The sequence below is a fragment of the Streptomyces toyocaensis genome (assembly GCF_000725125.1).
Taxonomy (GTDB): Bacteria; Actinomycetota; Actinomycetes; order Streptomycetales; family Streptomycetaceae; genus Streptomyces; species Streptomyces toyocaensis.
This window is the reverse complement of sequence record NZ_JFCB01000027.1, coordinates 42,366-66,400: the sequence shown is the minus strand read 5'-3', so window position 1 is coordinate 66,400 and position 24,035 is coordinate 42,366. Positions and strand designations below refer to the sequence as shown.

The 24,035-nt window shown below is 72.4% G+C and carries 21 protein-coding genes and 3 pseudogenes; 16 read left to right on the top strand and 8 right to left on the bottom strand.

What is annotated here, in order from left to right; all coding sequences use genetic code 11:
• Positions 1-69 precede the first annotated feature (69 nt).
• From pdhA (BU52_RS24895) to BU52_RS24870, 6 genes are all read left to right on the top strand, one after another.
• Entirely contained in the window at positions 70-1,209 is a 1,140-nt protein-coding gene (pdhA, locus tag BU52_RS24895; protein WP_037938203.1) for a pyruvate dehydrogenase (acetyl-transferring) E1 component subunit alpha, read from the top strand.
• Positions 1,209-2,213 (top strand): alpha-ketoacid dehydrogenase subunit beta, encoded by a 1,005-nt coding sequence (locus BU52_RS24890; protein ID WP_037938202.1) that lies wholly within the window; start codon positions 1,209-1,211, stop codon positions 2,211-2,213. The genes pdhA (BU52_RS24895) and BU52_RS24890 overlap by 1 nt, the downstream gene beginning before the upstream one ends.
• Positions 2,213-3,646 carry a dihydrolipoamide acetyltransferase family protein gene (locus BU52_RS24885; protein ID WP_037938201.1) on the top strand — a complete coding sequence of 478 codons (1,434 nt, stop codon included), beginning with the start codon at positions 2,213-2,215 and terminating at the stop codon, positions 3,644-3,646. Before BU52_RS24890 ends, BU52_RS24885 begins: the two co-directional genes overlap by 1 nt.
• An 84-nt stretch (positions 3,647-3,730) precedes the next feature.
• The gene (locus BU52_RS24880) at positions 3,731-4,681 is read left to right on the top strand and encodes an NTP transferase domain-containing protein (protein WP_037938198.1); all 951 of its coding nucleotides are present in this window, start codon (positions 3,731-3,733) and stop codon (positions 4,679-4,681) included.
• Positions 4,678-6,018 (top strand): molybdopterin molybdotransferase MoeA, encoded by a 1,341-nt coding sequence (locus tag BU52_RS24875; RefSeq protein WP_037938196.1) that lies wholly within the window; start codon positions 4,678-4,680, stop codon positions 6,016-6,018. The genes BU52_RS24880 and BU52_RS24875 overlap by 4 nt, the downstream gene beginning before the upstream one ends.
• A complete protein-coding gene (locus tag BU52_RS24870; protein WP_037938194.1) occupies positions 6,015-7,112 on the top strand; it encodes a potassium channel family protein in 1,098 nt (365 codons plus the stop codon). Before BU52_RS24875 ends, BU52_RS24870 begins: the two co-directional genes overlap by 4 nt.
• 6 nt (positions 7,113-7,118) lie before the next feature.
• Here BU52_RS24870 and BU52_RS34045 read toward each other — a convergent pair.
• Positions 7,119-7,445 (bottom strand): annotated as a pseudogene (locus tag BU52_RS34045) (ABC transporter permease); the annotation flags it as partial.
• A 121-nt stretch (positions 7,446-7,566) separates the two neighbouring features.
• Here BU52_RS34045 and BU52_RS24865 point away from each other — a divergent pair.
• Positions 7,567-8,550, top strand: a complete 984-nt coding sequence (locus BU52_RS24865) for an NAD(P)H-quinone oxidoreductase (protein ID WP_037938281.1) — start codon at positions 7,567-7,569, stop codon at positions 8,548-8,550.
• Positions 8,551-8,580: 30 nt separating this feature from the next.
• On the opposite strand, the gene BU52_RS36490 is transcribed toward BU52_RS24865, so the two are convergent.
• Positions 8,581-8,814 (bottom strand): hypothetical protein, encoded by a 234-nt coding sequence (locus tag BU52_RS36490; protein WP_235216414.1) that lies wholly within the window; start codon positions 8,812-8,814, stop codon positions 8,581-8,583.
• A gap of 558 nt (positions 8,815-9,372) precedes the next feature.
• On the opposite strand from BU52_RS36490, the gene BU52_RS24855 reads away from it, so the two are divergent.
• The gene (locus tag BU52_RS24855; protein WP_037938192.1) at positions 9,373-9,912 is read left to right on the top strand and encodes a bacterial proteasome activator family protein; all 540 of its coding nucleotides are present in this window, start codon (positions 9,373-9,375) and stop codon (positions 9,910-9,912) included.
• A gap of 103 nt (positions 9,913-10,015) precedes the next feature.
• On the opposite strand, the gene BU52_RS24850 is transcribed toward BU52_RS24855, so the two are convergent.
• Complete coding sequence (locus BU52_RS24850) at positions 10,016-11,665, bottom strand: protein kinase domain-containing protein (RefSeq protein WP_037938191.1); 1,650 nt, start codon at positions 11,663-11,665, stop codon at positions 10,016-10,018.
• Positions 11,666-12,011: 346 nt separating this feature from the next.
• Between BU52_RS24850 and BU52_RS24845 the strand changes: the two genes are divergently transcribed.
• The 4 genes from BU52_RS24845 to BU52_RS24830 all read left to right on the top strand — a co-directional run bounded on the left by BU52_RS24845 (position 12,012) and on the right by BU52_RS24830 (position 17,668).
• Positions 12,012-13,649, top strand: a complete 1,638-nt coding sequence (locus BU52_RS24845; RefSeq protein ID WP_037938189.1) for a protein kinase domain-containing protein — start codon at positions 12,012-12,014, stop codon at positions 13,647-13,649.
• 423 nt (positions 13,650-14,072) lie between these two features.
• On the top strand, positions 14,073-15,278 hold the full coding sequence (pdhA, locus tag BU52_RS24840) for a pyruvate dehydrogenase (acetyl-transferring) E1 component subunit alpha (RefSeq protein ID WP_037938187.1): 1,206 nt from the start codon (positions 14,073-14,075) through the stop codon (positions 15,276-15,278).
• 1 nt (position 15,279) lies between these two features.
• A complete protein-coding gene (locus tag BU52_RS24835) occupies positions 15,280-16,257 on the top strand; it encodes an alpha-ketoacid dehydrogenase subunit beta (protein ID WP_037938185.1) in 978 nt (325 codons plus the stop codon).
• A gap of 10 nt (positions 16,258-16,267) precedes the next feature.
• Positions 16,268-17,668, top strand: coding sequence for a dihydrolipoamide acetyltransferase family protein (locus tag BU52_RS24830; protein ID WP_037938183.1), 1,401 nt, complete (start codon positions 16,268-16,270; stop codon positions 17,666-17,668).
• A 54-nt stretch (positions 17,669-17,722) separates the two neighbouring features.
• Here the strand turns inward: BU52_RS24830 and BU52_RS24825 are convergent, their stop codons facing one another.
• On the bottom strand, positions 17,723-18,667 hold the full coding sequence (locus BU52_RS24825) for a D-alanyl-D-alanine carboxypeptidase family protein (RefSeq protein ID WP_037938181.1): 945 nt from the start codon (positions 18,665-18,667) through the stop codon (positions 17,723-17,725).
• A gap of 197 nt (positions 18,668-18,864) precedes the next feature.
• Here BU52_RS24825 and BU52_RS24820 point away from each other — a divergent pair, with 197 nt between their 5' ends.
• The gene (locus tag BU52_RS24820; protein ID WP_037938179.1) at positions 18,865-19,518 is read left to right on the top strand and encodes a GntR family transcriptional regulator; all 654 of its coding nucleotides are present in this window, start codon (positions 18,865-18,867) and stop codon (positions 19,516-19,518) included.
• Entirely contained in the window at positions 19,515-20,825 is a 1,311-nt protein-coding gene (locus BU52_RS24815) for an MFS transporter (protein WP_037938177.1), read from the top strand. The genes BU52_RS24820 and BU52_RS24815 overlap by 4 nt, the downstream gene beginning before the upstream one ends.
• A gap of 111 nt (positions 20,826-20,936) precedes the next feature.
• On the opposite strand, the gene BU52_RS24810 is transcribed toward BU52_RS24815, so the two are convergent.
• Positions 20,937-21,761, bottom strand: coding sequence for a maleylpyruvate isomerase family mycothiol-dependent enzyme (locus BU52_RS24810; protein ID WP_037938174.1), 825 nt, complete (start codon positions 21,759-21,761; stop codon positions 20,937-20,939).
• Positions 21,762-21,943: 182 nt separating this feature from the next.
• On the opposite strand from BU52_RS24810, the gene BU52_RS24805 reads away from it, so the two are divergent.
• Positions 21,944-22,738, top strand: a complete 795-nt coding sequence (locus BU52_RS24805; protein ID WP_037938173.1) for a carbon-nitrogen family hydrolase — start codon at positions 21,944-21,946, stop codon at positions 22,736-22,738.
• Between the two features lie 21 nt (positions 22,739-22,759).
• On the opposite strand, the gene BU52_RS24800 is transcribed toward BU52_RS24805, so the two are convergent.
• Together BU52_RS24800 and BU52_RS36485 are read right to left on the bottom strand one after the other, a co-directional pair.
• The gene (locus BU52_RS24800; RefSeq protein WP_037938171.1) at positions 22,760-23,254 is read right to left on the bottom strand and encodes an LURP-one-related/scramblase family protein; all 495 of its coding nucleotides are present in this window, start codon (positions 23,252-23,254) and stop codon (positions 22,760-22,762) included.
• Positions 23,251-23,458 (bottom strand): annotated as a pseudogene (locus BU52_RS36485) (AraC family transcriptional regulator); the annotation flags it as partial. The gene BU52_RS24800 and the pseudogene BU52_RS36485, both read right to left, overlap by 4 nt.
• On the opposite strand from BU52_RS36485, the pseudogene BU52_RS36480 reads away from it, so the two are divergent.
• Positions 23,457-23,572: pseudogene (locus BU52_RS36480) on the top strand (cupin domain-containing protein); the annotation flags it as partial. The pseudogenes BU52_RS36485 and BU52_RS36480 overlap by 2 nt on opposite strands.
• Before the next feature lie 158 nt (positions 23,573-23,730).
• Here the strand turns inward: BU52_RS36480 and BU52_RS24795 are convergent.
• Positions 23,731-23,985, bottom strand: a complete 255-nt coding sequence (locus tag BU52_RS24795; protein WP_037938168.1) for a DUF6458 family protein — start codon at positions 23,983-23,985, stop codon at positions 23,731-23,733.
• Positions 23,986-24,035: the final 50 nt, after the last annotated feature.

The following is a 24,035-nucleotide window of genomic DNA, read 5'->3' as shown; positions in this document are numbered from 1 at the left end:
ACCGAACAATCGGTTGGTGAGGCGCGTCACAGACGCCGCGCCTCCGACGTCCCACGAGGAGGTGCCGTCATGACGGTCATGGAGCAGCGGGGGGCCTACCGGCCGACCCCGCCGCCCGCCTGGCAGCCCCGTACCGACCCCGCGCCGCTGCTGCCCGACGCGGAGCCGTACCGCGTCCTCGGCACCGAGGCCGCCGCCGGGGCCGACCCGGAGCTGCTGCGCCGGCTGTACGCGGAACTGGTGAAGGGCCGCCGGTACAACGCGCAGGCCACCGCCCTCACCAAGCAGGGCCGTCTCGCGGTCTACCCCTCCAGCACCGGCCAGGAGGCCTGCGAGGTCGCCGCCGCGCTGGTCCTCGAAGAGCGCGACTGGCTCTTCCCGAGCTACCGCGACACCCTCGCCGTCGTCGCGCGCGGCGTGGACCCCGTCGAGGCCCTCACCCTGCTGCGCGGCGACTGGCACACCGGCTACGACCCCTGCGAGCACCGCGTGGCGCCGCTGAGCACCCCCCTCGCCACCCAGCTGCCGCACGCCGTCGGTCTCGCCCACGCCGCCCGCCTCAAGGGCGACGACGTGGTCGCGCTCGCCATGGTCGGCGACGGCGGCACCAGCGAGGGCGACTTCCACGAGGCGCTGAACTTCGCGGCCGTCTGGCAGGCGCCGGTGGTCTTCCTCGTGCAGAACAACGGCTTCGCGATCTCCGTACCGCTCGCCAAGCAGACCGCGGCCCCGTCGCTGGCCCACAAGGCCGTCGGCTACGGCATGCCCGGGCGTCTGGTCGACGGCAACGACGCCGCCGCCGTGCACGAAGTCCTGGCCGCCGCCGTGCGCCGCGCCCGTGAGGGGGGCGGTCCGACCCTGGTCGAGGCGATCACCTACCGCGTGGAGGCCCACACCAACGCCGACGACGCCACCCGCTACCGCGGCGACGCCGAGGTCGAGACCTGGAAGCAGCACGACCCGATCGCGCTCCTGGAGCGGGAGCTGACCGAGCGCGGGCTGCTCGACGAGACCGGTGTCGAGAGGGCGCGTCAGGACGCCGAGACCATGGCCGCCGCCCTGCGCGCCCACATGAACCAGGACGCCGCGCTGGACCCCATGGACCTCTTCGCCCACGTCTACGCCGAGCCCACCCCCCAGCTGGTCGAGCAGCGGGAGCAGCTGCGGGCCGAGCTGGCTGCCGAGGCCGAGCCGGAAGGGGCGCAGTGATGACCACCGTCGCCGTCAAACCGGCCACCATGGCGCAGGCCCTCACGCGGGCCATGCGCGACGCCATGGCCGCCGATCCGTCCGTGCACGTCATGGGCGAGGACGTCGGCACCCTCGGCGGTGTCTTCCGGGTCACCGACGGACTGGCCAAGGAGTTCGGCGAGGACCGCTGCACGGACACGCCGCTGGCCGAGGCGGGCATCCTCGGCACGGCCGTGGGCATGGCCATGTACGGGCTGCGGCCGGTCGTGGAGATGCAGTTCGACGCGTTCGCCTACCCGGCGTTCGAGCAGCTCCTCTCGCACGTCGCGAAGATGCGCAACCGCACGCGCGGGAAGATGCCCCTCCCGATCACCATCCGCGTCCCCTACGGCGGCGGCATCGGCGGGGTCGAGCACCACAGCGACTCCTCAGAGGCGTACTACATGGCGACTCCGGGGCTCCATGTCGTCACGCCCGCGACCGTCGCGGACGCCTACGGTCTGCTGCGCGCCGCCATCGCCTCCGACGACCCGGTCGTCTTCCTCGAGCCCAAGCGGCTGTACTGGTCGAAGGACTCCTGGAACCCGGAGGAGCCGGCGACCGTTGAACCGATAGGCCGTGCGGTGGTGCGGCGTTCCGGCAGGAGCGCCACGCTCATCACCTACGGGCCGTCCGTACCCGTATGCCTGGAGGCGGCCGAGGCGGCCCGGTCCGAGGGCTGGGACCTCGAAGTCGTCGATCTGCGCTCGCTGGTGCCGTTCGACGACGAGACGGTGTGCGCCTCGGTACGGCGGACGGGACGCGCGGTCGTGGTCCACGAATCGGGCGGCTTCGGCGGCCCGGGCGGGGAGATCGCGGCCCGGGTCACGGAGCGCTGCTTCCACCACCTGGAGGCGCCGGTGCTCCGTGTGGCCGGGTTCGACCTGCCGTATCCGCCGCCGATGCTGGAGCGTCACCACCTGCCCGGTGTGGACCGGATCCTGGACGCCGTGGGGCGCCTGCAGTGGGAGGCCGAGAGCTGATGGCACAGGTGCTGGAGTTCAAGCTGCCCGACCTCGGTGAGGGGCTCACCGAGGCGGAGATCGTGCGCTGGCTGGTCGAGGTCGGCGATGTCGTCGCCGTGGACCAGCCGGTCGTCGAGGTCGAGACGGCCAAGGCGATGGTGGAGGTGCCCTGCCCCTACGGCGGCGTGGTCACGGCCCGCTTCGGCGCCGAGGGCACGGAACTGCCCGTCGGCGCCGCGCTGCTGACGGTGGCGGTGGGGGAGGCGGCCGAGGAGCGCCCGGCCGGCGGCGCGGACGCCTCCGGCGCCGCCGGCTCCGAGGGGGCACCCGACAGGGCACCGGCTGCCGAGGGCTCCGGCAACGTCCTGGTCGGTTACGGCACCTCCCAGGCACCGGCCCGTCGCCGCCGGGTACGCCCCGCGGAGCCCGCACCCGCCGCACCCGCCGCGCCCGCCGCACCCGCGGCGAACGGGCGGCCGAGGCCCACGGGGACGGCGAAGCCGGCCGCCGGCACGCGGGCCGCCGCCCCCGGCGCCGCGGACGGCCCCGTCCCGGTGATCTCCCCGCTGGTGCGCAGGCTGGCCCGGCAGAACGGCCTGGACCTGCGGGAGATGACCGGTTCCGGTCCCGACGGGCTGATCCTGCGGGCGGACGTGGAGTACGCCCTGCGTGCTGCCGCCACACAAGGCGGCCGCACCGGCGGAAGGCCCGCCGAACCGCTCACGCACGCCGCCCCGGCGACGGCCACCGCGGGCACGCCGGCCGTCACCCGGGTGCCGCTCAAGGGCATCCGCGGTGCCGTCGCCGACAAGCTCTCCCGCAGCCGCACGGAGATACCGGACGCGACCTGCTGGGTGGACGCCGACGCGACCGAACTGATGCGGACGCGGGCCGCAATGAACGCGGCCGGTGGGCCGAAGATCTCCGTCCTCGCCCTGCTGGCCCGGATCTGCACCGCCGCGCTGGCCCGCTTCCCCGATCTCAACTCCTCGGTCGACACCGGGGCCAGGGAGATCGTCCGCCACGACGAGGTGCACCTCGGCTTCGCCGCGCAGACCGAACGGGGGCTGGTCGTACCCGTCGTCCGCGACGCGCACACGCGGGACGTGGAGTCGCTCACGGCGGAGTTCGCCCGGCTGACCGAGGCGGCCCGCGCCGGGACGTTGACACCGGCGGAACTGACCGGCGGCACCTTCACGCTGAACAACTACGGCGTGTTCGGCGTCGACGGTTCCACCCCGATCATCAACCACCCCGAGGCCGCCATGCTCGGCGTCGGCCGCATCGTCCCCAAACCGTGGGTGCACGAGGGCGAGCTGGCGGTGCGGCAGGTCGTGCAGCTCTCGTTCACCTTCGACCACCGGGTGTGCGACGGCGGCACGGCGGGAGGCTTCCTGCGGTACGTGGCGGACTGCGTGGAACAACCGGCGGTGCTGCTGCGGACGCTGTGAGTCCGCTCCTGCTCCCGGGGCTCCCCGGCCGCGTCCGCGTGCCCCCGCGTTCTCTGTGATCGCGGGGGCACGCATACTCGGGGGGTGACCGAGTACCAGCCACCCGGTGTTTCCTCCGACGGTCCCTCCGGCGATCGTCGCGGGGGGTCCGGCGCCGCGTACGACGCCGTCGTGCTCGCCGGTGGTGCCGCCCGCCGGCTCGGGGGCGCGGACAAGCCCGGTGTGCGCGTCGGCGGACGGGCACTGCTGGACCGGGTGCTCGCGGCCTGCGCCGACGCCCGGACCACGGTCGTCGTCGCCGGTCCCCGCCCCACCTTCCGGCCCGTGATCTGGGCCCGCGAGGAGCCCCCGGGCGGCGGACCCCTGGCCGCGCTCGACGCCGGACTCCGGCACACCACCGCCGGCCATGTCGTCCTCCTCTCCGCCGATCTGCCGTTCCTCGGCCGGCGCACCGTCGAGGGACTGCTGACGGCCCTCCGCGGCGGCACGGCCGACGGCGTGCTGCTGACCGACTCCGACGGCCGGGACCAGCCGCTCGTGGCCGCATACCGGACCTCGTCTCTGCGCCGCGAACTGGCCGCGCTCACCGGCCGGCACGGCGGGCTGACCGGACTTCCCCTGCGCCGGCTGACCGGCGCACTCCGCCTCACCCGCATCTCCGACCCGGTGGCGTCCTTCGACTGCGACACCTGGGACGACATCGCCACCGCCAGGGCACGCATCAGGGAGCATGGACACGTGTTGGACGAATGGATCTCCGCAGTCAAGGACGAGCTGGGCATCGACCTGGACGTCGACACCGGCGTGCTGCTCGACCTCGCCCGCGACGCCGCCCACGGCGTGGCCAGGCCCGCCGCTCCGCTGACCACCTTCCTCGTCGGTTACGCGGCCGCCCGGGCCGGCGGCGACCGCGAGGCCGTCGCCGAGGCGGCCCGCAAGGCCGCGGCGCTCGCCGTACGCTGGGCGGACGAGGACGACCGGGCCGGCGGCACCGCGCCCGACGCGGCCCCCGAAACCCGCCCGGACGCAGAATGACCGCGCATGCCACCCGGGCCGAAGAGGACGCCGATGACCTCGACGTCGAGGAGGCGCTCGCCCTCGTGAAGCAACGACCCGACCACACCCCCGGCGGCACCCCGCGCCACCACGCCACGGACTGGACCGAGGCCCGGACCATCGCCGCACGCGCCCCGCGCCACGGCAGCCGTACGGGATACCTGACTCCCGTGGCCGTCCCCCTCGCCTCCGCCCTCGGCCTCACCCTGGCCACCCCCCTCACCGCCCTCACCGACCTGCCCTCCTTCGACACCTCCGCGATGGACGGCTGGGCGGTCTCCGGCCCCGGCCCCTGGGACGTACGGGAGGAGGGCGTCCTCGCCGGGCACGCCGCGCACCCGCCGCTCACCGACGGCGAGGCCGTCCGCATCGCCACCGGCGCCCGCATCCCCCCGGACACCACCGCCGTGCTCCGCAGCGAACACGGCCGCACCGACGACAAGGGCCGGCTGCACGTCACCACCGCCGACCGGGCACCGCACACCGTCACCCACGGCCAGGACATCCGCCCCCGCGGCCAGGAGTGCCGCAGCGGTGACCAGCTGCTGCCCGTGGGCACTCTGGTGACCCCGCCGGTCCTGGGCATGGCCGCCGCCGCCGGATACGACACGCTCATGGCCGTCCCCCGGCCCCGTGCCGCCGTGTTCGTCCTCGGTGACGAGCTGCTGGGCGCGGGACTGCCGCACGACGGGCTGATCCGGGACGCGCTCGGTCCGCTGCTGCCGCCCTGGCTGCGCGCACTCGGCGCGGAGGTCACCGACGTGCGCCGGGTCGGCGACGACGAGCACGCGCTCCACGAGGCGATCACCGCCTGCGACGCCGACGTCGTCGTCACCACCGGCGGCACCGCCGCCGGCCCCGTGGACCATGTGCATCCCACGCTGCGCCGCATCGGCGCCGAACTCCTCGTGAGCGGGGTCAGGGTGCGCCCCGGTCATCCGATGCTGCTGGCCCGCACCAAGGAGAACCAGCATCTCGTCGGCCTGCCGGGCAACCCCCTCGCCGCCGTGTCAGGTCTGCTCACCCTCGCCGAGCCGCTGTTGCGGACCCTCGCGGCCCGCCCCGCCCCGGAGTCGTACACGCTGACGCTGCGGGACGGGGTGCAGGGACACCCGTACGACACGCGGCTGGTCCCCGTCGCCCTGCGCGGCGACCGGGCACTGCCGTTGCTCTACAACGGCCCGGCCATGCTGCGGGGCGTCGCGGCGGCCGACGCGCTCGCCGTCGTACCTCCCGGAGGGGCGAAGCCCGGCGCGGAGGCGGAACTGCTGGACCTGCCCTGGGCGTCCGGGGGTATCGGAGTGTGTTTCACGTGAAACTTCCGGGCCAGGACGCCATCGCCCGACAGGCGGACGAACATCTGGTGACGCATCGGGTGAAACTCCCGAGGAAGATGGTGGAGCATCCGATCCGCCAGGTCGCCAAACGGCTGTCGATGGCCTTGGTGGTGCTCGTGGTGACGGCGTTCGTCGTGTACGCCGACCACGACGGCTACAACGACAACTCCGACGGATCCCTCGACCTGCTCGACGCGTTCTACTATGCGACCGTCACCCTCTCCACCACCGGGTACGGCGACATCACGCCGGTCAGCGACGCCGCCCGGCTCACCAATATCTTCGTCATCACGCCGTTGCGTGTGCTGTTCCTGATCATCCTGGTCGGCACCACCCTCGAGGCCCTCACCGAACGCACCCGGGAGGAGTGGCGACTGAACCGCTGGAGGTCCACGTTGCGCGATCACACCGTTGTCGTCGGGTTCGGGACCAAGGGCAGGTCCGCGATCAAGACGGTCTGTGCGACGGGGCTCCGCAAGGAGCAGGTCGTGGTGGTCGATCCGAGCGCGAAGGCGATCGACGCGGCCACGGCGGACGGCTACGCGGGCGTCATAGGGGATGCCACGCGCAGCGAGGTGCTGAAGCGGGCCGAGGTGTACCGGGCGCGGCAGATCATCATCGCCACGCAGCGCGACGACACGGCCGTCCTGGTGACGCTCACGGCGCGCCAGCTCAACCGGGGCGCGAAGATCGTGGCCGCGGTGCGCGAGGAGGAGAACGCCCCGCTGCTGAAGCAGTCGGGCGCCGACGCGGTCATCACCAGCGCCAGCGCGGCCGGGCGGCTGCTCGGCCTCTCGGTGCTCAGCCCGTCGGCCGGCATGGTCATGGAGGACCTCATCCAGCAGGGCACCGGGCTGGACATCGTGGAGAGGCCGGTCATAAAGGCCGAGGTGGGCAAGACCCCGCGGGAGACGAACGACCTGGTGGTGAGTGTCGTTCGCGGGCACCGGGTGCTCGGCTACGACGATCCGGACGTCGGGAGGCTGGAGCTGACGGACCGGTTGATCACGATCGTGCGGGCGACACCGGGCACGCAGATCGCCCCCGACATCCGCCCGCTCCCCCGGGGCTGAGGCCCCCGGGGGGATCACCGTCATGCTGACGCCCATCACCGACTTCTCGGTGCGCAGCATCAGCCCGGACATCGTCCAGATCCACGAGAAGGCGAACGAGAACAGCACCAGCAGCGAGATCCCGGCGAGCACGCCGACGACCCCGCCGTCGGCCCGGTAGCCGAGGATCATGCCGACGGCCAGCATCACGACGGATGCGATGGTGTGGCGCAGGGCGTCGCCGAGCAGATGGCCGACCATCGTCGACGGCCGCCAGATCGGCAGGCTGCGGAACCGGTCGAAGACACCCTTCCCGATGTCCGCGTCGACCGAGACGCCGGTGTACATCGTGATCCTTCCGCGTGCTCGGGCCACGCGGGGAGAGACCTGCACGGCCGCGCGAACTCATCGGTCCCGCACGGGGATGTCCGCCGGCCGCACCCGTCGCCCCCGCCGCCGGAGGTACCGTCCCCTCATGCATGCGATCACGATTCCCGAACCCGGTGGACCCGAGGCGCTGGTGTGGGCCGAGGTCCCCGATCCCGTGCCCGGCGAGGGCGAGGTGCTGGTCGAGGTGGTGGCCGGCGCCGTGAACCGGGCCGACATCCTCCAGCGGCAGGGCTTCTACAACCCCCCGCCCGGCGCCTCCCCCTATCCCGGTCTGGAGTGTTCCGGCCGGATCGCCGCGCTCGGTCCCGGGGTGGGCGGCTGGGCCGTCGGCGACGAGGTCTGCGCGCTGCTCGCGGGCGGCGGCTACGCCGAGAAGGTCGCCGTCCCGGCCGGACAGCTGCTGCCCGTCCCCGGGGGGCTCGCCGTCGACCAGGCGGCGGCGCTCCCGGAGGTCGTCTGCACGGTCTGGTCGAACGTCTTCATGGTCGCCCATCTGCGCCCCGGGGAGACCCTGCTCGTGCACGGCGGCTCCAGCGGCATCGGCACCATGGCGATCCAGCTCGCCAAGGCCGTCGGCGCGCGGGTCGCCGTGACCGCGGGCAGCAAGGAGAAGCTGGAGCGCTGCGCCGAACTCGGCGCCGACATCCTGATCAACTACCGCGAGCAGGACTTCGTCGCCGAGCTGGAACGCGCCACCGACGGCGTCGGCGCGGACGTCATCCTCGACAACATGGGGGCCGCGTACCTGGACCGCAACGTCCGGGCCCTCGCCGTGAACGGCCGGCTGGCGATCATCGGTATGCAGGGCGGCGTCAAGGGCGAGCTGAACATCGGCGCCCTCCTCGGCAAGCGGGGCGCCATCAGCGCGACCTCGCTGCGGGCCCGGCCCTTGGAGGAGAAGGCGGCGATCGTGGCGGCCGTACGAGAACACGTCTGGCCGCTCGTCGCCGGTGGCCATGTCCGCCCCGTGATCGACCGCGAGATCCCGATGCCGGACGCGGCCACCGCCCACCGCGTGGTGGAGGACAGCGGCCACGTCGGCAAGGTCCTGCTGGTCACCCCGAACTGAACCCGGCGGGGGCGCCGCGCCGGGCCGTCCTCAGCCCGAGGCCTGACGCATCCGCAGGGCGACGAAGGCGAGGCCGAAGCCGAGGCCGATGAGCACCAGGCCGCTGCCGAGAGGGAGGATGCGCGGGACGGGCCCGGCGTCCGCGACCGCGTTCGGCTCCGCCGTCCGCGAGGTCGTGGAGGGCACCGGAGCCGCCCCCCGGGACGGCGTGCCGTCCCGGCCGGGCACCCGGGGGACGGCCTCCTCGCCCCGCGGGCGCGGCACGTCCGGACGCTCGGTCCCGCGGGTGTCCGTCTCCCCGCGCTCCGCCTCGCCCCGCTGGTGCCGCCCGTGCGGCGCGGTGTCCCGCGGCTCGTGCCGTCCGGGCCGTTCGCGGCCCTCACCCGGCCGGCTCCCGGCCCGCGACGGCCTCTCGGCGGGCGACGACGAGGGTGACGACGAGGGCGACGACAAGGGCGACGACAAGGACGACGACGAGGACGAGGGAGGACGGGACGCGGGCTCGGCGCCGGCCCCCACGGCCCCGTACGCCACCGTCGTGGCCGGCGGCCCCACGGCGGGGCCGTACGGCAGCACCACCGCCCCCGCCCCCAGAACAACCGCCGCCCCCACTACACGCAGCCATGGAGTCACGACCGTGACCTCCCGCGCCGTCCGGTGCTCGGTCACACCGTCGGCAAGATGGGCCGGATGGACGCCCAACAGCCTCGCACCGCTCCATCGACCGGGCATTCCGGATGCCGCCGTCCGGTGGACCCCGGGCGGACGCCGACTTCCGGGGGCACCCCCGGGAGGACCACGGGCGTGCGAGACAATGAGGTCATGGAGATGCCGAGGAACGAACGGTCGCCGGAAAATCCCCAGATCCTGGTAGTCGGCCAGGACGGCATGGCGCTCAGCGGCGGCAGCGGGGACGAGGAGTCCCGCGAGACCCCGGTGACGGAGCAGGTCGAACAGCCGGCGAAGGTCATGCGGATCGGCAGCATGATCAAGCAGCTGCTGGAGGAGGTGCGGGCGGCTCCCCTGGACGAGGCCAGCCGGGTCCGGCTCAAGGAGATCCACGCCAGCTCGGTGAAGGAGCTGGAGGACGGCCTGGCCCCGCAGCTGGTCGAGGAACTGGAGCGGCTCTCCCTGCCCTTCACGGACGAGGCCACCCCGAGCGACGCCGAGCTGCGGATCGCGCAGGCCCAGTTGGTGGGCTGGCTGGAGGGCCTCTTCCACGGCATCCAGACCACGCTCTTCGCCCAGCAGATGGCCGCGCGCGCCCAGCTCGAGCAGATGCGCCGCGCTCTCCCCCCGGGCGTCGGCGACGGCCAGGAGGACCCCCACCCGGGCGGCCGCACGGGCGGCCCGTACCTGTAACCGCCCCACCCTCCCCGCCCGAGCGAACGCGAAAGGGGCCCGGCAGCCGAATGCCGGGCCCCTTCGCCGTGCCGTGCAGGGCGTGGTTCAGGACGGGGGCGGGTCAGGACGGGGGGTTGCCCGTCGACACCTTGAGCGTGATCTCCGGCATGTCCTCCGGGTCGACGTCCGTGCCGGCGGGCGGGAACTGCTCCCGGACGGAGCCCTCGCCATAGGTGTTCTCGTCCACCTCGACGATCTTGAAGTCGCCCCAGCCCGCGGCCTGGAAGCACTCCTTCACCGATCCGATGTACTTGAACTTGAAGTTGGGCAGGCGGATCTTCTCGGGGTCGTTGTACGACTCGTGCGGTTCCTCGCACTCTTCCTTGTCGATCGTCTTCGAGGTGTCCGGTCCGCGGTAACCCGCCGCCTTGCTGGGTGACGCCGACGCCGAGGCGCTGCTGCCCGACCCGCCCTGCGGGTCCTTCTCGCCGCTGTTCATCAGCAGGGCCGCGACCAGGCCGCCGACGGCCAGGACGGAGACGGCGACCGATCCGATGATCACGGGCTTGTTCCGTCCGCCGCCCGAGCCGCCCGCCCCGGAGCTCTGGGGCGAGATGGTGTACGGCGGCGGGGTCGACGCACCCTGCTGCTGCGCGTACGCCGACGGGGCGGGCGTCCCGTAGCCGCCGTGCTGCGGATAGCCGTAGGCCGGGGAGGGCGCGGACGGGGCCGAGGCGCCGTACGGATGCGGGGCCGGGGTCGGCTGGTAGGGCGTCTGCACGTTGCCGGTCGGCGCCGGGGTCGCCTGGTCGACCGGCGGGAACACCGCGGAGCCGAGGCCCGCGCCGCTCGGCGCCTGCGTGCCCGGGACGATGCTCGGCGGGGCCGCGTGGAAGGACTGCGCGACCCGCAGGCACTCCCCGCGCATGGCCTCCGCGCTGGGGAAACGCTCGTTCGGATTCTTCTTCAGCGCGCGGGCGATCAGCGCGTCCACGGCGGGCGGCAGCGACCGGTTGATCGAGGAGGCGGTCGGCGGCTCCTCCTGGACGTGCGCGTAGGCGATGGCCAGCGGTGAGTCCGCCTCGAACGGCAGCCGCCCGGTGACGAGCTGGAACAGCATGATGCCGACCGAGTACAGGTCCGAGCGTGCGTCGACGCCCCGGCCGAGTGCCTGCTCCGGCGAGAGGTACTGCGGGGTGCCGACGACCATGCCGGTCTGTGTCATCGATGTCACACCGGACTGCATGGCGCGGGCGATGCCGAAGTCCATGACCTTGACCACGCCGCGCTTGGTCATCATCACGTTGCCCGGCTTGATGTCCCGGTGGACCAGCCCCATCTCGTGGCTGATCTCCAGCGCCGCCAGCACGTCCGCGGTGATCTTCAGCGCCTTGTCGGCGGGCATCGCGCCCTGCTGCCGGATGTCCTCGTCGAGCACGGAGCCCAGCGGACGGCCCTCGACGTACTCCATGACGATGTACGGCGTCGTCATGCCGTCCACATCGTCCTCGCCGGTGTCGAAGACCGACACGATGTTGGTGTGCGTGAGCTTCGCCACGGACTGGGCCTCGCGGCGGAAGCGCTCACGGAACGCCTGCTCGCGTCCGAGTTCCGTGTGCAACGTCTTGATGGCGACCTGGCGGTCGAGCACGCTGTCGTAGGCGAGGTGCACCGACGCCATGCCGCCCTGGCCGAGCAGGTCCCGCAGTTGGTAACGTCCGCCGGCGAGCGCCCGCCCCGCGTACTGGCCCTGTGCGCCGTCGTGGCTCATGTTCCGCGTCCCCCGTGGCCTCTCCGGCGCCGCCGTCGGTGACCGTGTCGTCGTAGATCCAATGTGCTATTCCCGGCCAAGTCTGCCCCAGGCCGGTGACACGTCAAGCGCGGTGCCCGTTCCGTGACCGTACGCGAAAGAAGCGTCGCGGAAGCGTTACAGCGGTCGTACTGCCGGTACACGGAATTTGCACGACAGTACGGAGTGCGGGTTTCATGACCGGTCCGTCTCGTGCCGGCCTGGGCAGCCCGTCTCGGACCGGAGCCTTGTGCAAAGGCTGTAGCGTGGCCGACGGAGACCGTGACAACACCGCGCGCACCGCGGGCAGAAACGACGGCGAGGACTGATGGCACAGCAGCAGCGCGCTCAGGGCCCGTCCGACCCCGAGGCGACTGGCGGCGGCATCTCGGACGCGCCGGACAACTGGGGCAACGGCGGGCTTGTCGGCGACGGCCGGTACCGGTTGACCCGCAGGCTCGGCCGGGGCGGCATGGCCGAGGTGTTCGCGGCCGAGGACGTGCGCCTCGGGCGCACCGTCGCCGTGAAGCTGCTGCGGGCCGACCTCGCCGAGGACCCCGTCTCCAAGGCGCGCTTCACGCGTGAGGCGCAGTCGGTGGCCGGTCTCAACCACCACGCCATCGTCGCCGTGTACGACTCCGGTGAGGACGTCGTCGGCGGTCAGTCGGTGCCGTACATCGTGATGGAGATCGTCGAGGGCCGCACCATCCGGGACCTCCTGATGAACGCCGAGGCGCCCGGCCCCGAGCAGGCGCTGATCATCGTCTCGGGCGTCCTCGAGGCGCTCGCCTACTCGCACCAGCACGGCATCGTGCACCGCGACATCAAGCCGGCCAACGTCATCATCACCCACAACGGCGCCGTCAAGGTGATGGACTTCGGCATCGCCCGCGCTCTGCACGGCGCGTCCACGACGATGACGCAGACCGGCATGGTCATGGGCACCCCGCAGTACCTCTCCCCGGAGCAGGCACTCGGCAAGGCCGTCGACCACCGCTCCGACCTGTACGCCACCGGCTGTCTGATGTACGAACTGCTGGCGCTGCGTCCCCCGTTCACCGGTGAGACGCCGCTGTCGGTGGTCTACCAGCACGTCCAGGACATCCCCACGCCCCCGTCGGAGGCCTCGGACGCCTGCCCGCCGGAGCTGGACGGGCTGGTCATGCGCTCCCTCGCCAAGGAGCCCGACGACCGTTTCCAGACGGCCGAGGAGATGCGCGGGCTGGTCCAGTACGCGCTGCAGATGCTGTACGACCAGGGCGGCCACACCGGCACCTGGAACACCGGCCCCGTCGACATGCACGAGGGCCCGCGCACCCCGGCGGCCGGCTACGCCGGGGCGGCCGTGCTGCCGCACCCGGACGCCGCCGGTACGACGGCGATCCCGCAGCCGATCCTGCCCGCCGGGTACGGCGGCGGGGACGACGGCGGCTTCGAGGGCCACGGCAACAGGGGCAGCGGGCGCGGCAAGCTGTGGATCCTCGCGGTGCTCGCGGTGATCGCCGTCGCGGCGGGTGTCGCGCTGGCGCTCAACAACGGCGGCGGGGGTGGAGGGGGCGGCAAGCCCGACACCTCGCCGTCCACCTCGCAGACCACCAAGGACGAGAAGCCCAGCGGGACCCCGAGCGACGACGCGACCGAGGAGACGACCGACCCGGGCACGGACCCGGGCACCGGCTCCGGCGGGAACGGCGACTGGACGCCGTCCTACGAACCGTCGTACACGCCGTCCCAGCCGGAGACCGAGGAGCCGAGCGACCCGCCCACGTCCGCGCAGCCGTCCGAGACAGGCGGCACCCCCACCGGCGGGACGGACCCCGGCGGCACGGACGCGGGTGGCACGGACGCGGGCGGTACCGACGCGGGTGGCACGGACGCGGGTGGCACGGACGCGGGTGGCACGGACGTAGGCGGTACCGACGCGGGTGGCACGGACGTGGGCGGAGTGCCCGGCGGGGCGGGCTGACCGGCTCGCCCGCTCCGACCCTCACCGCCCCCGGCACCTCCGAAACGAACAGTCCGTACGCCTCTCCGCACACACCGTGACCGCCTCGCGCGGCACGCCGTGCCGTCCTCCATTTCAGCCCTTCCCGTGCCCGGCCCGGCCGGGATAACGTGCCGTTGCTCCGGCCTCCTGCAAGGCTGTGACCAGCGCGCCTTGAGGGCCTTTCCCGATTTACTTGGAAATCCAAGCAAAATCGCAGGTCAGATGGGGTTTCACAGAAATGTGGAGCACTGGGTAACGTGCTTTGTGCAGGGCGCTCGCCGGGGCACCTGTCACGCCTGTTCCCGGTCGAGTGGCACCCACCCCGTGCCCGGTGGTCGAGAAACAGGTGAGCCGCACTGGCCCACCGGCAACCCCGGGGGCCGGACCGACGGAGGAGCACACGTGACCGTGGAGAGCACTGCCGCGCGCACACCGCGACGCAGCGCCGGAAACAAGGCCGGCACCACCGGCACCAAGCGCACCACCAGCACCACCAAGAAGGCCACCGGCGCCCGGAAGAGCGCCGAGCCCGCCCTCGTGCAGCTGCTGACGCCCGAGGGCAAGCGCGTCAAGAACGCCGAGTTCGACAAGTACGTCGCCGACATCACCGCCGACGACCTGCGCGGTCTGTACCGCGACATGGTGCTCACCCGCCGCTTCGACGCCGAGGCCACCTCCCTGCAGCGCCAGGGCGAGCTGGGCCTGTGGGCCTCGCTGCTCGGGCAGGAGGCGGCGCAGATCGGCTCCGGCCGGGCGCTGCGCGACGACGACTACGTCTTCCCCACCTACCGCGAGCACGGTGTCGCGTGGTGCCGCGGGGTGGACCCGACCAACCTGCTCGGCATGTTCCGCGGTGTGAACAACGGCGGCTGGGACCCCAACGGGAACAACTTCCACCTGTACACGATCGTCATCGGCTCCCAGGCCCTGCACGCCACCGGGTACGCGATGGGCGTCACCAAGGACGGCGCGGACAGTGCCGTCATCGCCTACTTCGGCGACGGCGCCTCCAGCCAGGGCGACGTGGCCGAGGCCTTCACCTTCTCCGCGGTCTACAACGCCCCCGTGGTGTTCTTCTGCCAGAACAACCAGTGGGCGATCTCCGAGCCGACCGAGAAGCAGTCCCGCGTGCCGCTGTACCAGCGCGCGCAGGGCTTCGGCTTCCCGGGCGTCCGCGTGGACGGCAACGACGTGCTGGCGAATCTGGCCGTCACCAAGTGGGCCCTGGAGCGGGCCCGCGCCGGTGAGGGCCCGACGCTGGTCGAGGCGTTCACGTACCGCATGGGCGCGCACACCACCTCCGACGACCCCACCCGCTACCGTCACGACGAGGAGCGGGCCGCCTGGGAGGCGAAGGACCCGATCCTGCGCCTTCGCCGCCACCTCGAGGTGTCGAACCACGCGGACGAGGGATTCTTCGCGGAACTGGAGACCGAGAGCGAGGCGTTGGGCAAACGAGTGCGCGAAGCGGTCCGCGCCATGCCGGACCCGGACCACTTCGCCATCTTCGAGAACGTGTACGCGGACGGCCACGCGCTCGTGGACGAGGAGCGGGCGCAGTTCGCCGCCTACCAGGCGTCGTTCGCGGACGAAGACGGGGGTAAGTGACATGGCGGAAAAGATGGCCCTGGCCAAGGCGATCACCGAGTCGCTGCGGCGTGCGCTGGACACGGACCCCAAGGTCCTCGTCATGGGCGAGGACGTCGGCAAGCTGGGCGGCGTGTTCCGGGTGACGGACGGTCTGCAGAAGGACTTCGGCGAGAGCCGCGTCATCGACACCCCGCTCGCCGAGTCGGGCATCGTCGGCACCGCGATCGGCCTGGCCCTGCGCGGCTACCGCCCCGTGGTGGAGATCCAGTTCGACGGCTTCGTGTTCCCGGCGTACGACCAGATCGTCACGCAGCTCGCGAAGATGCACGCCCGCTCGCTGGGCAAGGTCAAGCTGCCGGTCGTCGTGCGCATCCCGTACGGCGGCGGCATCGGCGCGGTGGAGCACCACTCAGAATCGCCGGAGGCGCTGTTCGCGCACGTGGCCGGTCTGAAGATCGTGTCGCCGTCGAACGCGTCCGACGCGTACTGGATGATGCAGCAGGCCATCCAGAGCGACGACCCGGTGATCTTCTTCGAGCCCAAGCGGCGCTACTGGGACAAGGGTGAGGTCGACACCGAGGCGATCCCCGGCCCGCTGCACACCGCGCGGGTGGTGCGCGAGGGCACGGACCTCACCCTCGCGGCGTACGGCCCGATGGTGAAGCTCTGCCAGGAGGTCGCCGACGCGGCCGCCGAGGAAGGCCGTTCCCTCGAGGTGCTGGACCTGCGCTCGGTCTCCCCGATCGACTTCGACTCCATCCAGGCGTCGGTGGAGAGGACGCGCCGGCTCGTCGTGGTCCACGAGGCACCGGTGTTCTTCGGTTCCGGCGCGGAGATCGCCGCCCGGATCACCGAGCGCTGCTTCTACCACCTGGAGGCCCCGGTGCTGCGGGTGGGCGGCTACCACGCCCCGTACCCGCCGGCCCGTCTGGAGGAGTCCTACCTCCCGGACCTGGACCGGGTGCTCGATGCCGTCGACCGCTCGCTGGTGTACTGAGGAGAGGGTCGTGACGACGATGACGAACGCGTCCGTACGCGAGTTCAAGATGCCGGACGTGGGCGAGGGCCTCACCGAGGCCGAGATCCTCAAGTGGTACGTCCAGCCGGGTGACACGGTCACCGACGGCCAGGTGGTCTGCGAGGTCGAGACGGCGAAGGCGGCCGTCGAGCTGCCCATCCCCTACGACGGCGTGGTCCGCGCGCTGCACTTCCCCGAGGGCACCACGGTCGACGTGGGCACGTCCATCATCGCGGTGGACGTCTCGGGCGGCGCGGCGCCGGTGGAGGAGGCACCCGCCCCGGCCGCCGTGCCGGAGCCGGCGGCCGAGGAGCCGAAGGCCGAGCCCGTGGCCCGCCAGCCGGTCCTGGTCGGCTACGGCGTGGCGACGTCCTCGACGCGCCGCCGCCCGCGCAGGACGGCGGCGCCGGACGCCTCCGCCCAGCAGGGTGCGGATGCCGTCCGGACGGAGCTGAACGGCCATGCCCCCGTGGCCGGGGCGTGCCGTCCGTTGGCCAAGCCGCCCGTGCGCAAGCTGGCCAAGGACCTGGGCGTCGACCTGGCGACCGTCACCCCGACCGGTCCGGACGGCATCATCACCCGCGAGGACGTGCACGCGGCGGTGACCGCGGTGCCGGCTCCTCAGGAGCCGGGGGCCGTGCCGGCCCCCGCGGCTCCCGCTCCGGCCGCCCCGGTGTCGTACGACACCGCACGCGAGACCCGTGTCCCGATCAAGGGGGTCCGCAAGGCCACGGCGGCGGCGATGGTGGGCTCGAAGTTCACCGCGCCGCACGTCACGGAGTTCGTGACGGTCGACGTGACGCGCACGATGAAGCTGATCGAGGAGCTCAAGCAGGACAAGGATTTCGCGGGTCTGCGCGTGAACCCCCTCCTGCTGATCGCCAAGGCCCTGCTGGTCGCGATCAAGCGCAACCCCGAGGTCAACGCGTCGTGGGACGAGGCGGCCCAGGAGATCGTGGTCAAGCACTACGTCAACCTGGGCATCGCGGCGGCCACGCCGCGCGGTCTGATCGTGCCGAACATCAAGGACGCCCACGCCAAGACGCTGCCGCAACTGGCCGAGTCCCTGGGTGAACTGGTGTCCACGGCCCGCGAGGGCAAGACCTCCCCGTCCGCCATGCAGGCGGGCACGGTGACGATCACGAACGTCGGCGTCTTCGGCGTCGACACGGGCACGCCGATCCTCAACCCCGGCGAGTCCGCGATCCTCGCGGTCGGCGCGATCAAGCTCCAGCCGTGGGTCCACAAGGGCAAGGTCAAGCCCCGTCAGGTCACCACGCTGGCCCTCTCCTTCGACCACCGCCTGGTCGACGGCGAGCTGGGCTCGAAGGTCCTGGCCGACGTGGCCGCGGTCCTGGAGCAGCCGAAGCGGCTGATCACCTGGGCCTGACAGCGACGAAAGGGGCCCACGGGTGACCGTGGGCCCCTTTCCCGTGCGCATGCGTCAGATCTTGCCGAAGCCGTAGCCCAGGAGCTTCATGGCGTCCTTCTCGCGCTGGGCGGCGGAGGACGACGCCAGCACCGTGCCGATGACCGTCTTGCCGCCCCGCGTCGCGGCGAAGACCAGGCAGTACTTGGCCTCCGGGCCGGAGCCCGTCTTCACGCCGATCGTTCCGCTGTAGCTGCTGAGCAGGGTGTTGGTGTTGGTCCACGGCGCCATCGTGCGGGTGCCGCCCGACTTCGTCCTCGTCTTCGCCGTGTACTTCTTCGTCTTCACGATCGCGCGGAACGTCGAGTTCTTCATCGCGCTGCTCGCGATCTTCGTCAGATCGCGCGGCGTGGAGTAGTTCTTGCCGCTGCCGATGCCGTCGAACGAGTCGAAGTGGGTGTTCTTCAGGCCCAGTTTCTTCGCGTCCGCGTTCATCTTGCCGATGAACGACTTCACCCGCTCGGACCGCGACTTGCCGGTGCCGAACTTGTCGGCCAGCGCGTACGCCGCGTCGCAGCCGGACGGCAGCATCAGCCCGTACAGCAACTGGCGCACGGTGACCTTGTCGCCGACGATGAGCCGGGCCGACGAGGCGTTGTTCCTGACGATGTAGTCGCTGTACGCCATCTGGATCGTGACCTTGGCGTCCAGGTTCAGGTTCTTCTGCGCCAGCACGACCTTGGCCGTCATGATCTTCGTGGTGGAACCCGTCGAACGACGCGTGTCCGCCGCCTTCGTGTACAGCGACTTCCCGTTCCCGTTGTTCATCACGAAGCCGCCCTTGGCGACGATCGTGGGCGCGGCCGCGGCCTGCACGGCCGCGGCCTGCACGGGAGCGGCCTGCACGGGAGCGGCCTGCGCGGGCGCTGCGTAGAGGGCTCCGGTCGAGAGCACGGCGCCGGTGGTCACGGCGGCGCCGACGGCTCTGCGGAGGCGGATGCCCCGAATGCCGATCTTCAAGTCAAGTACCCCGATTGAGTTGAATGCCCCAGTGGTGCGGCAGAGTTGTGGTGCGGCCGACAACGGGGCCGCACAAGTCCGACTCCTGCCGGCGGCGGATGGTTGTGCTCGTCGCGGGACGACTCCCCTGGGGGCGGGCCGAGTCCGCATCGTGGACATGAAGTTCCACGCATACGCGTTGTATCTATCGTGTCGGCATGAGCCTGGCCGCCGTGAGGCAACCCCCCGCAGCCGACCGCGTCTACACCCACGTCAAACAGGGCGTACTCGAACGCCGTTTCGAGGGCGGCACGCTGCTCACGGAGGGGGAGCTGGCCGAGGCCGTGGGTGTCTCGCGGACCCCCGTGCGCGAGGCGCTGCTGCGCCTGGAGGCCGAGGGGCTGATCAAGCTCTACCCGAAGAAGGGCGCCCTGGTCCTGCCGGTGTCCGCGCAGGAGATCGCCGACGTGGTGGAGACCCGGCTGCTCGTCGAGGAGCACGCCGCGCGCAAGGCCGTACCCGCGCCGCCCGGTCTGATCGAGCGTCTGGAGCAGCTGCTCGCCCGGCAGAAGGAGCAGGCCGCCGCCGGTGACTTCGCCGCCGCGTCCGTCACCGACCGGTGCTTCCACGCCGAGATCGTCCGCAGTGGCGGCAACGAGATCCTCTCCCGCCTCTACGACCAGCTCCGCGACCGCCAGTTGCGCATGGGCGTCGCGGTGATGCACTCCCACCCCGACCGCATCGCCAAGACGCTCGCCGAGCACGAGGAGATCCTCCGGGCCCTGCGCTCGGGGGACGCCGAGGCGGCCGTCGAGATGGTCCACCGGCATGTCGGCTGGTTCTCCCACCTGGCCAGGGGTGAGGTGCGATGAGCACCGCCCGGCAGGGTTCCGGCGTCCCGTGCGCGGAGCCGCCCGTCGGACGGCGTGCCCTCGCCGTCTGGGGGATCGGCGTCTCCGTCTACTTCGTCGCCGTCATCTTCCGCACGTCCCTGGGTGTGGCCGGCCTCGACGCCGCCGACCGGTTCGGTGTCAACGCCTCCGCCCTGTCCACGTTCTCCATCCTTCAGCTGCTGGTCTACGCGGGCATGCAGATACCCGTCGGGCTGCTGGTCGACCGGCTCGGCACCAAGAGGGTGCTGGGCATCGGCGTCGTGCTGTTCACGGCCGGGCAGCTCGGCTTCGCGTTCTCCCCGTCGTACGGCATGGCGCTCGCCTCGCGGGCGCTGCTCGGCTGCGGGGACGCGATGACGTTCATCAGCGTGCTGCGGCTGGGCACCCGGTGGTTCCCGGCGCGGCGCGGGCCGATGGTCGCGCAGATGGCCGGGCTGGTCGGCATGGCGGGCAACCTCGTCTCCACGCTGGTCCTGTCCCGGCTGCTGCACGGCATCGGGTGGACGGCCGCGTTCGCGGGCAGCGCGCTCGCCGGGGCCGTGGTGTTCGTGCTGCTGGTGCTCTTCCTCGAGGACCACCCCGAGGGCCACGCACCGGAGCCGGTCCCGCACCGGGGCCCCGCCTACGCACGCCGGCAGATCGCCGCGTCCTGGCGGGAGCCGGGGACGCGGCTCGGGCTGTGGGTGCACTTCACGACGCAGTTCCCGGCGATGGTCTTCCTGCTGCTGTGGGGCATGCCGTTCCTCGTCGAGGCACAGGGGCTGTCCCGGGCGGCCGCCGGTGAGCTGCTGACGCTCGTCGTGCTCTCCAACATGGCCGTCGGGCTCGTCTACGGCCAGGTCGTCGCCCGGCACCACGGGGCGCGGCTGCCGCTGGCACTGGGCACGGTCGGTGCCACCGCGCTGCTCTGGGCGGCGACGCTGCTCTGGCCGGCGGACACGGCACCGATGTGGCTGCTCGCGGTGCTGTGCGCGGTGCTGGGGGCCTGCGGGCCCGCCTCGATGCTCGGGTTCGACTTCGCGCGGCCGGCGAACCCGCCGGAGCGGCAGGGGACGGCGTCGGGGATCACGAACATGGGCGGGTTCGTCGCCTCCATGACCACGCTGTTCGCGATCGGGGTGCTGCTGGACGCGACCGGTGACGACTACGGCGTCGCGTTCTCGTCCGTGTTCGTGGTGCAGGCGCTGGGTGTCACGCAGATCCTGCGGTTGCGCGGGCGGGCGGCGCGGGCCGAGCGGGAGCGGTTGGTGGCGAGCCGGGTGACGTCCGTGCACGTGCCCGCGTAGGGCCCGCCGCGGGGCGGGAGGTGCGGGCCGGCGTCCGCAGGGGCGCTTCCCCCCGAGCGGCAGCCCCGGCGCGCTCTTCCCAAGCCCGGCGCCGCCCCGCGGGCACGCGGCTCAGGGCGTCACGGCGAAGTGGCGGAGGATCGCCGCCGCGAGGTCCAGGTCGCCCTCCGTCTTCACCCTGTCCGCCACCGCCCCCGGGGTCACGCGGCCGCAGGCCAGGCGGACGTAGGTCTCCCAGTCGAGGACGAGGGCGGCCGCGGGGCCCAGGGCCGGCGCGGTCTCCAGGGTGCCGCGGCCCTGGATGTCGACGCGGATCGTGCGCAGGAACTCCACCGGGCCGTGGACGTCGATGACGACGGCCGAGCTGCGCGGCGCCTGCGCCCGCTCGGCCACCACGCGCGGCAGCTCGGCGAGCAGTACGTCCCGGGCGACGTGCGCGCCGGGGGAGTCCAGGTTGCCGGGCCGGCCGAGGGCCGCGCGCAGGTCCTGCTCGTGCGCCCACACGTCGAAGGCGTGCCGGCGCATGGACTCCTCCAGTGTCAGTTCCGTACCCAGCGGGCCGCGCACCTTGGTGCCGGGGTCGCGCGACTCGTTCCGCAGCTGGCGGTTCCGGCGGATGATCGTGAGCTCCAGCTCGGAGGTCATCTCGGGCGCCGTGTGGTGGCGGCGCACGTCCACCTGCATCTCCATGTACCGCTGGTGGTCGTTGGTGACGTGGAACAGGTCGCGCGGCAGGGTGTGGATGGGGCGCGGGTCGCCGTACATCTCGGAGTCCAGGCCGATGACGTGCGAGACGATGTCGCGGACCGACCAGCCCGGGCACGGCGTCCGCCGGTTCCAGTCGGCCTCCGGGAGCGGCTGCACCAGCTCGGATATCGCCTCGATGGAGTGGGTCCAGGCGTCGGCGTAGGGCTGGAGGGCGGGATGCAGGCTCACGGAACGGGACCCCTCGGCGGTCGGTACACGGGCAGGTTGTGGCGGCGGTGCCAGTGGGCGGTGGCTGCGCTTCACGGGTGTCTCGGGTCGCTAAGTTACGCTGCTCCGAGGCACCCCGGCAGTGCTTTCGTGTGACGATCGTAGGCCCGTGTGCGCGGGTCGAATGCCAGGACGGTGGTAGTGTGCGCGCTTCCTTGCTCCAAGTCGCCGTGAACGAGGACGAACCGGCCGAATCGCGTCGGCGCAGGGTCGCCGGGATGGTGCGGGATCAGGCCGGTGCCGATCTCGTCGTGCTGCCGGAGCTCTGGACCACGGGCGCGTTCGCCTACGAGGAGTTCGCCGGCCTGGCGGAGCCGCTCGAAGGGCCGACCTTCGAGGCGATGGCCAAGGCCGCGAGCGACGCGGGCGTGTGGCTGCACGCCGGCTCGATTCCCGAACGCGACCCCGAGGGAGCGCTCTACAACACCTCGCTCGTCTTCTCCCCCTCCGGCGATCTGGCCGCCGCCTACCGGAAGATCCACCGCTTCGGCTTCGACAAGGGCGAGGCCGTGCTGATGGGGGCCGGCGACGCACTGGTGACGGTCCGCCTGCCGCACACCGTGGTCGGCGTGGCCACCTGTTACGACCTCCGTTTCCCCGAACTGTTCCGCGGTCTCGTCGACGCCGGTGCCGAGACCTTCGTCGTCCCGGCGGGCTGGCCGGAGCGGCGCCGGGACCACTGGACGCTGCTGGCCCGGGCACGGGCGGTGGAGAACCAGGCCTTCGTCCTCGCGTGCGGAACGGCCGGGACGCACGCGGGGGTTCCGCAGGCGGGTCACTCGATCGTGGTGGATCCCTGGGGCGGGGTCCTGGCCGAGGCGGGCCCCGGCGAGGAGGCCCTCACGGTCGACTTCGACCCGGCGGCGGTCGCGGGCACCCGCGAACGCTTCCCCGCCCTGAAGGACCGTGTCCTGGGTCTGGACCGTCCCCGCCGCTGACGCGGGCGCCCGCGGGTCCCCTCAGTCCTCCCGCTCCTTCTCCGCCAGATTGATCACGCACACGGCCACCGCGATCAGCAGCGCCGGGTCCGCGTCCTCGCGCACGACGTCGACGCCGTACGTCTCCCGGACGTGCAGCCACCGCCGTGAGACCACGGCGAGCAGCTCGCCGTCGTACTCGACGGCGAACTCACGGTCGAGGACGCGGCCGCTGACGTCGAGCTCGGTGCTGCCGTCGGCCAGGGTCACCCGGTAGTGGTTGCGCAGCAGCGACAGCCGCTTGCGCCGGACGGTGGCGAGCGGCTCGCCGCCCCGTTCGATCACCATCGTGTCCCGCAGGGCGAACATCTTCCGGCGGATGTCGACGAGCACCCGTCCCTCGGCGTCCTTCAGCTCGAAGGTGTCCCGCAGCCGCAGGGCCTTGCCGTCGACGAGGAAGACCTTGTTGCCCCGGTCGTCCTCGATCCAGTAGTCGTCCCCGATGCCGAGAATCCGGTCCCGCACAAGAAATCTCATGACACGAGGGCTTCCCCGCCGCGCGTTCCGAAACGCCGCGGGTACGCCGATGGGCTGAGCTCGGTCTCCCGCTTCCGTCGCGCCCGCAGGTTCGCCGCCGTACCCGGGCCGCTGCGCGCCGCCACCACGTCCAGCCGTTCCTCCCCCGCTCGATGAGCCGGCACCCCGGCGCACCCGCTCCGCGGTGAGCCAGGCGAGTGGCGCCCCGGTCCCCACCGCGATCCTGCTCTTTGAGCCCACCGGCACCTCACCGTCGGCGACCGCCACGACGAGGTGCCGGACCACGTGGACGCGACGACGGGGCACGCGCTCGGCTGACGGGCGCGCCCCGGGTACCGGCCCGCCGGCACCGTCCTCCACGCGGTGGGCCGGTACCCGGCGGCGAGGGTGCGGGAGACGAACTCTCCCGCGCCCTCGCCCTCGGCCACGCTGCCCCGCCAGGGGTGCCGCACGTCTCCGCGTCGGAGGTGGCCCGGTCAGACCCCGTACCCGTCGCTGTAGCCGTCACGGGTGTGATGCGGGGGCCGGGTGTCGTCGACGACCGGGGTGGCGGGTGGTACGACGACCCGCCGACGCCGGGCGATGCTGCTGAACGTCGCGACCCCGATCAGTCCGACGATCATGAAAATGACGCCGACCAGGTCAAGGTTGACACCCTGCATGTCCCAGTCGGTCGCGAACGTGAGGATTGCTCCCACGGCGATGAGGATGATGCATCCGCCGAGGCCCATGAGTGTCGCCTCCCTGTCCGGTGTCTCCGGTGTGACCCGAGTACCCGGAC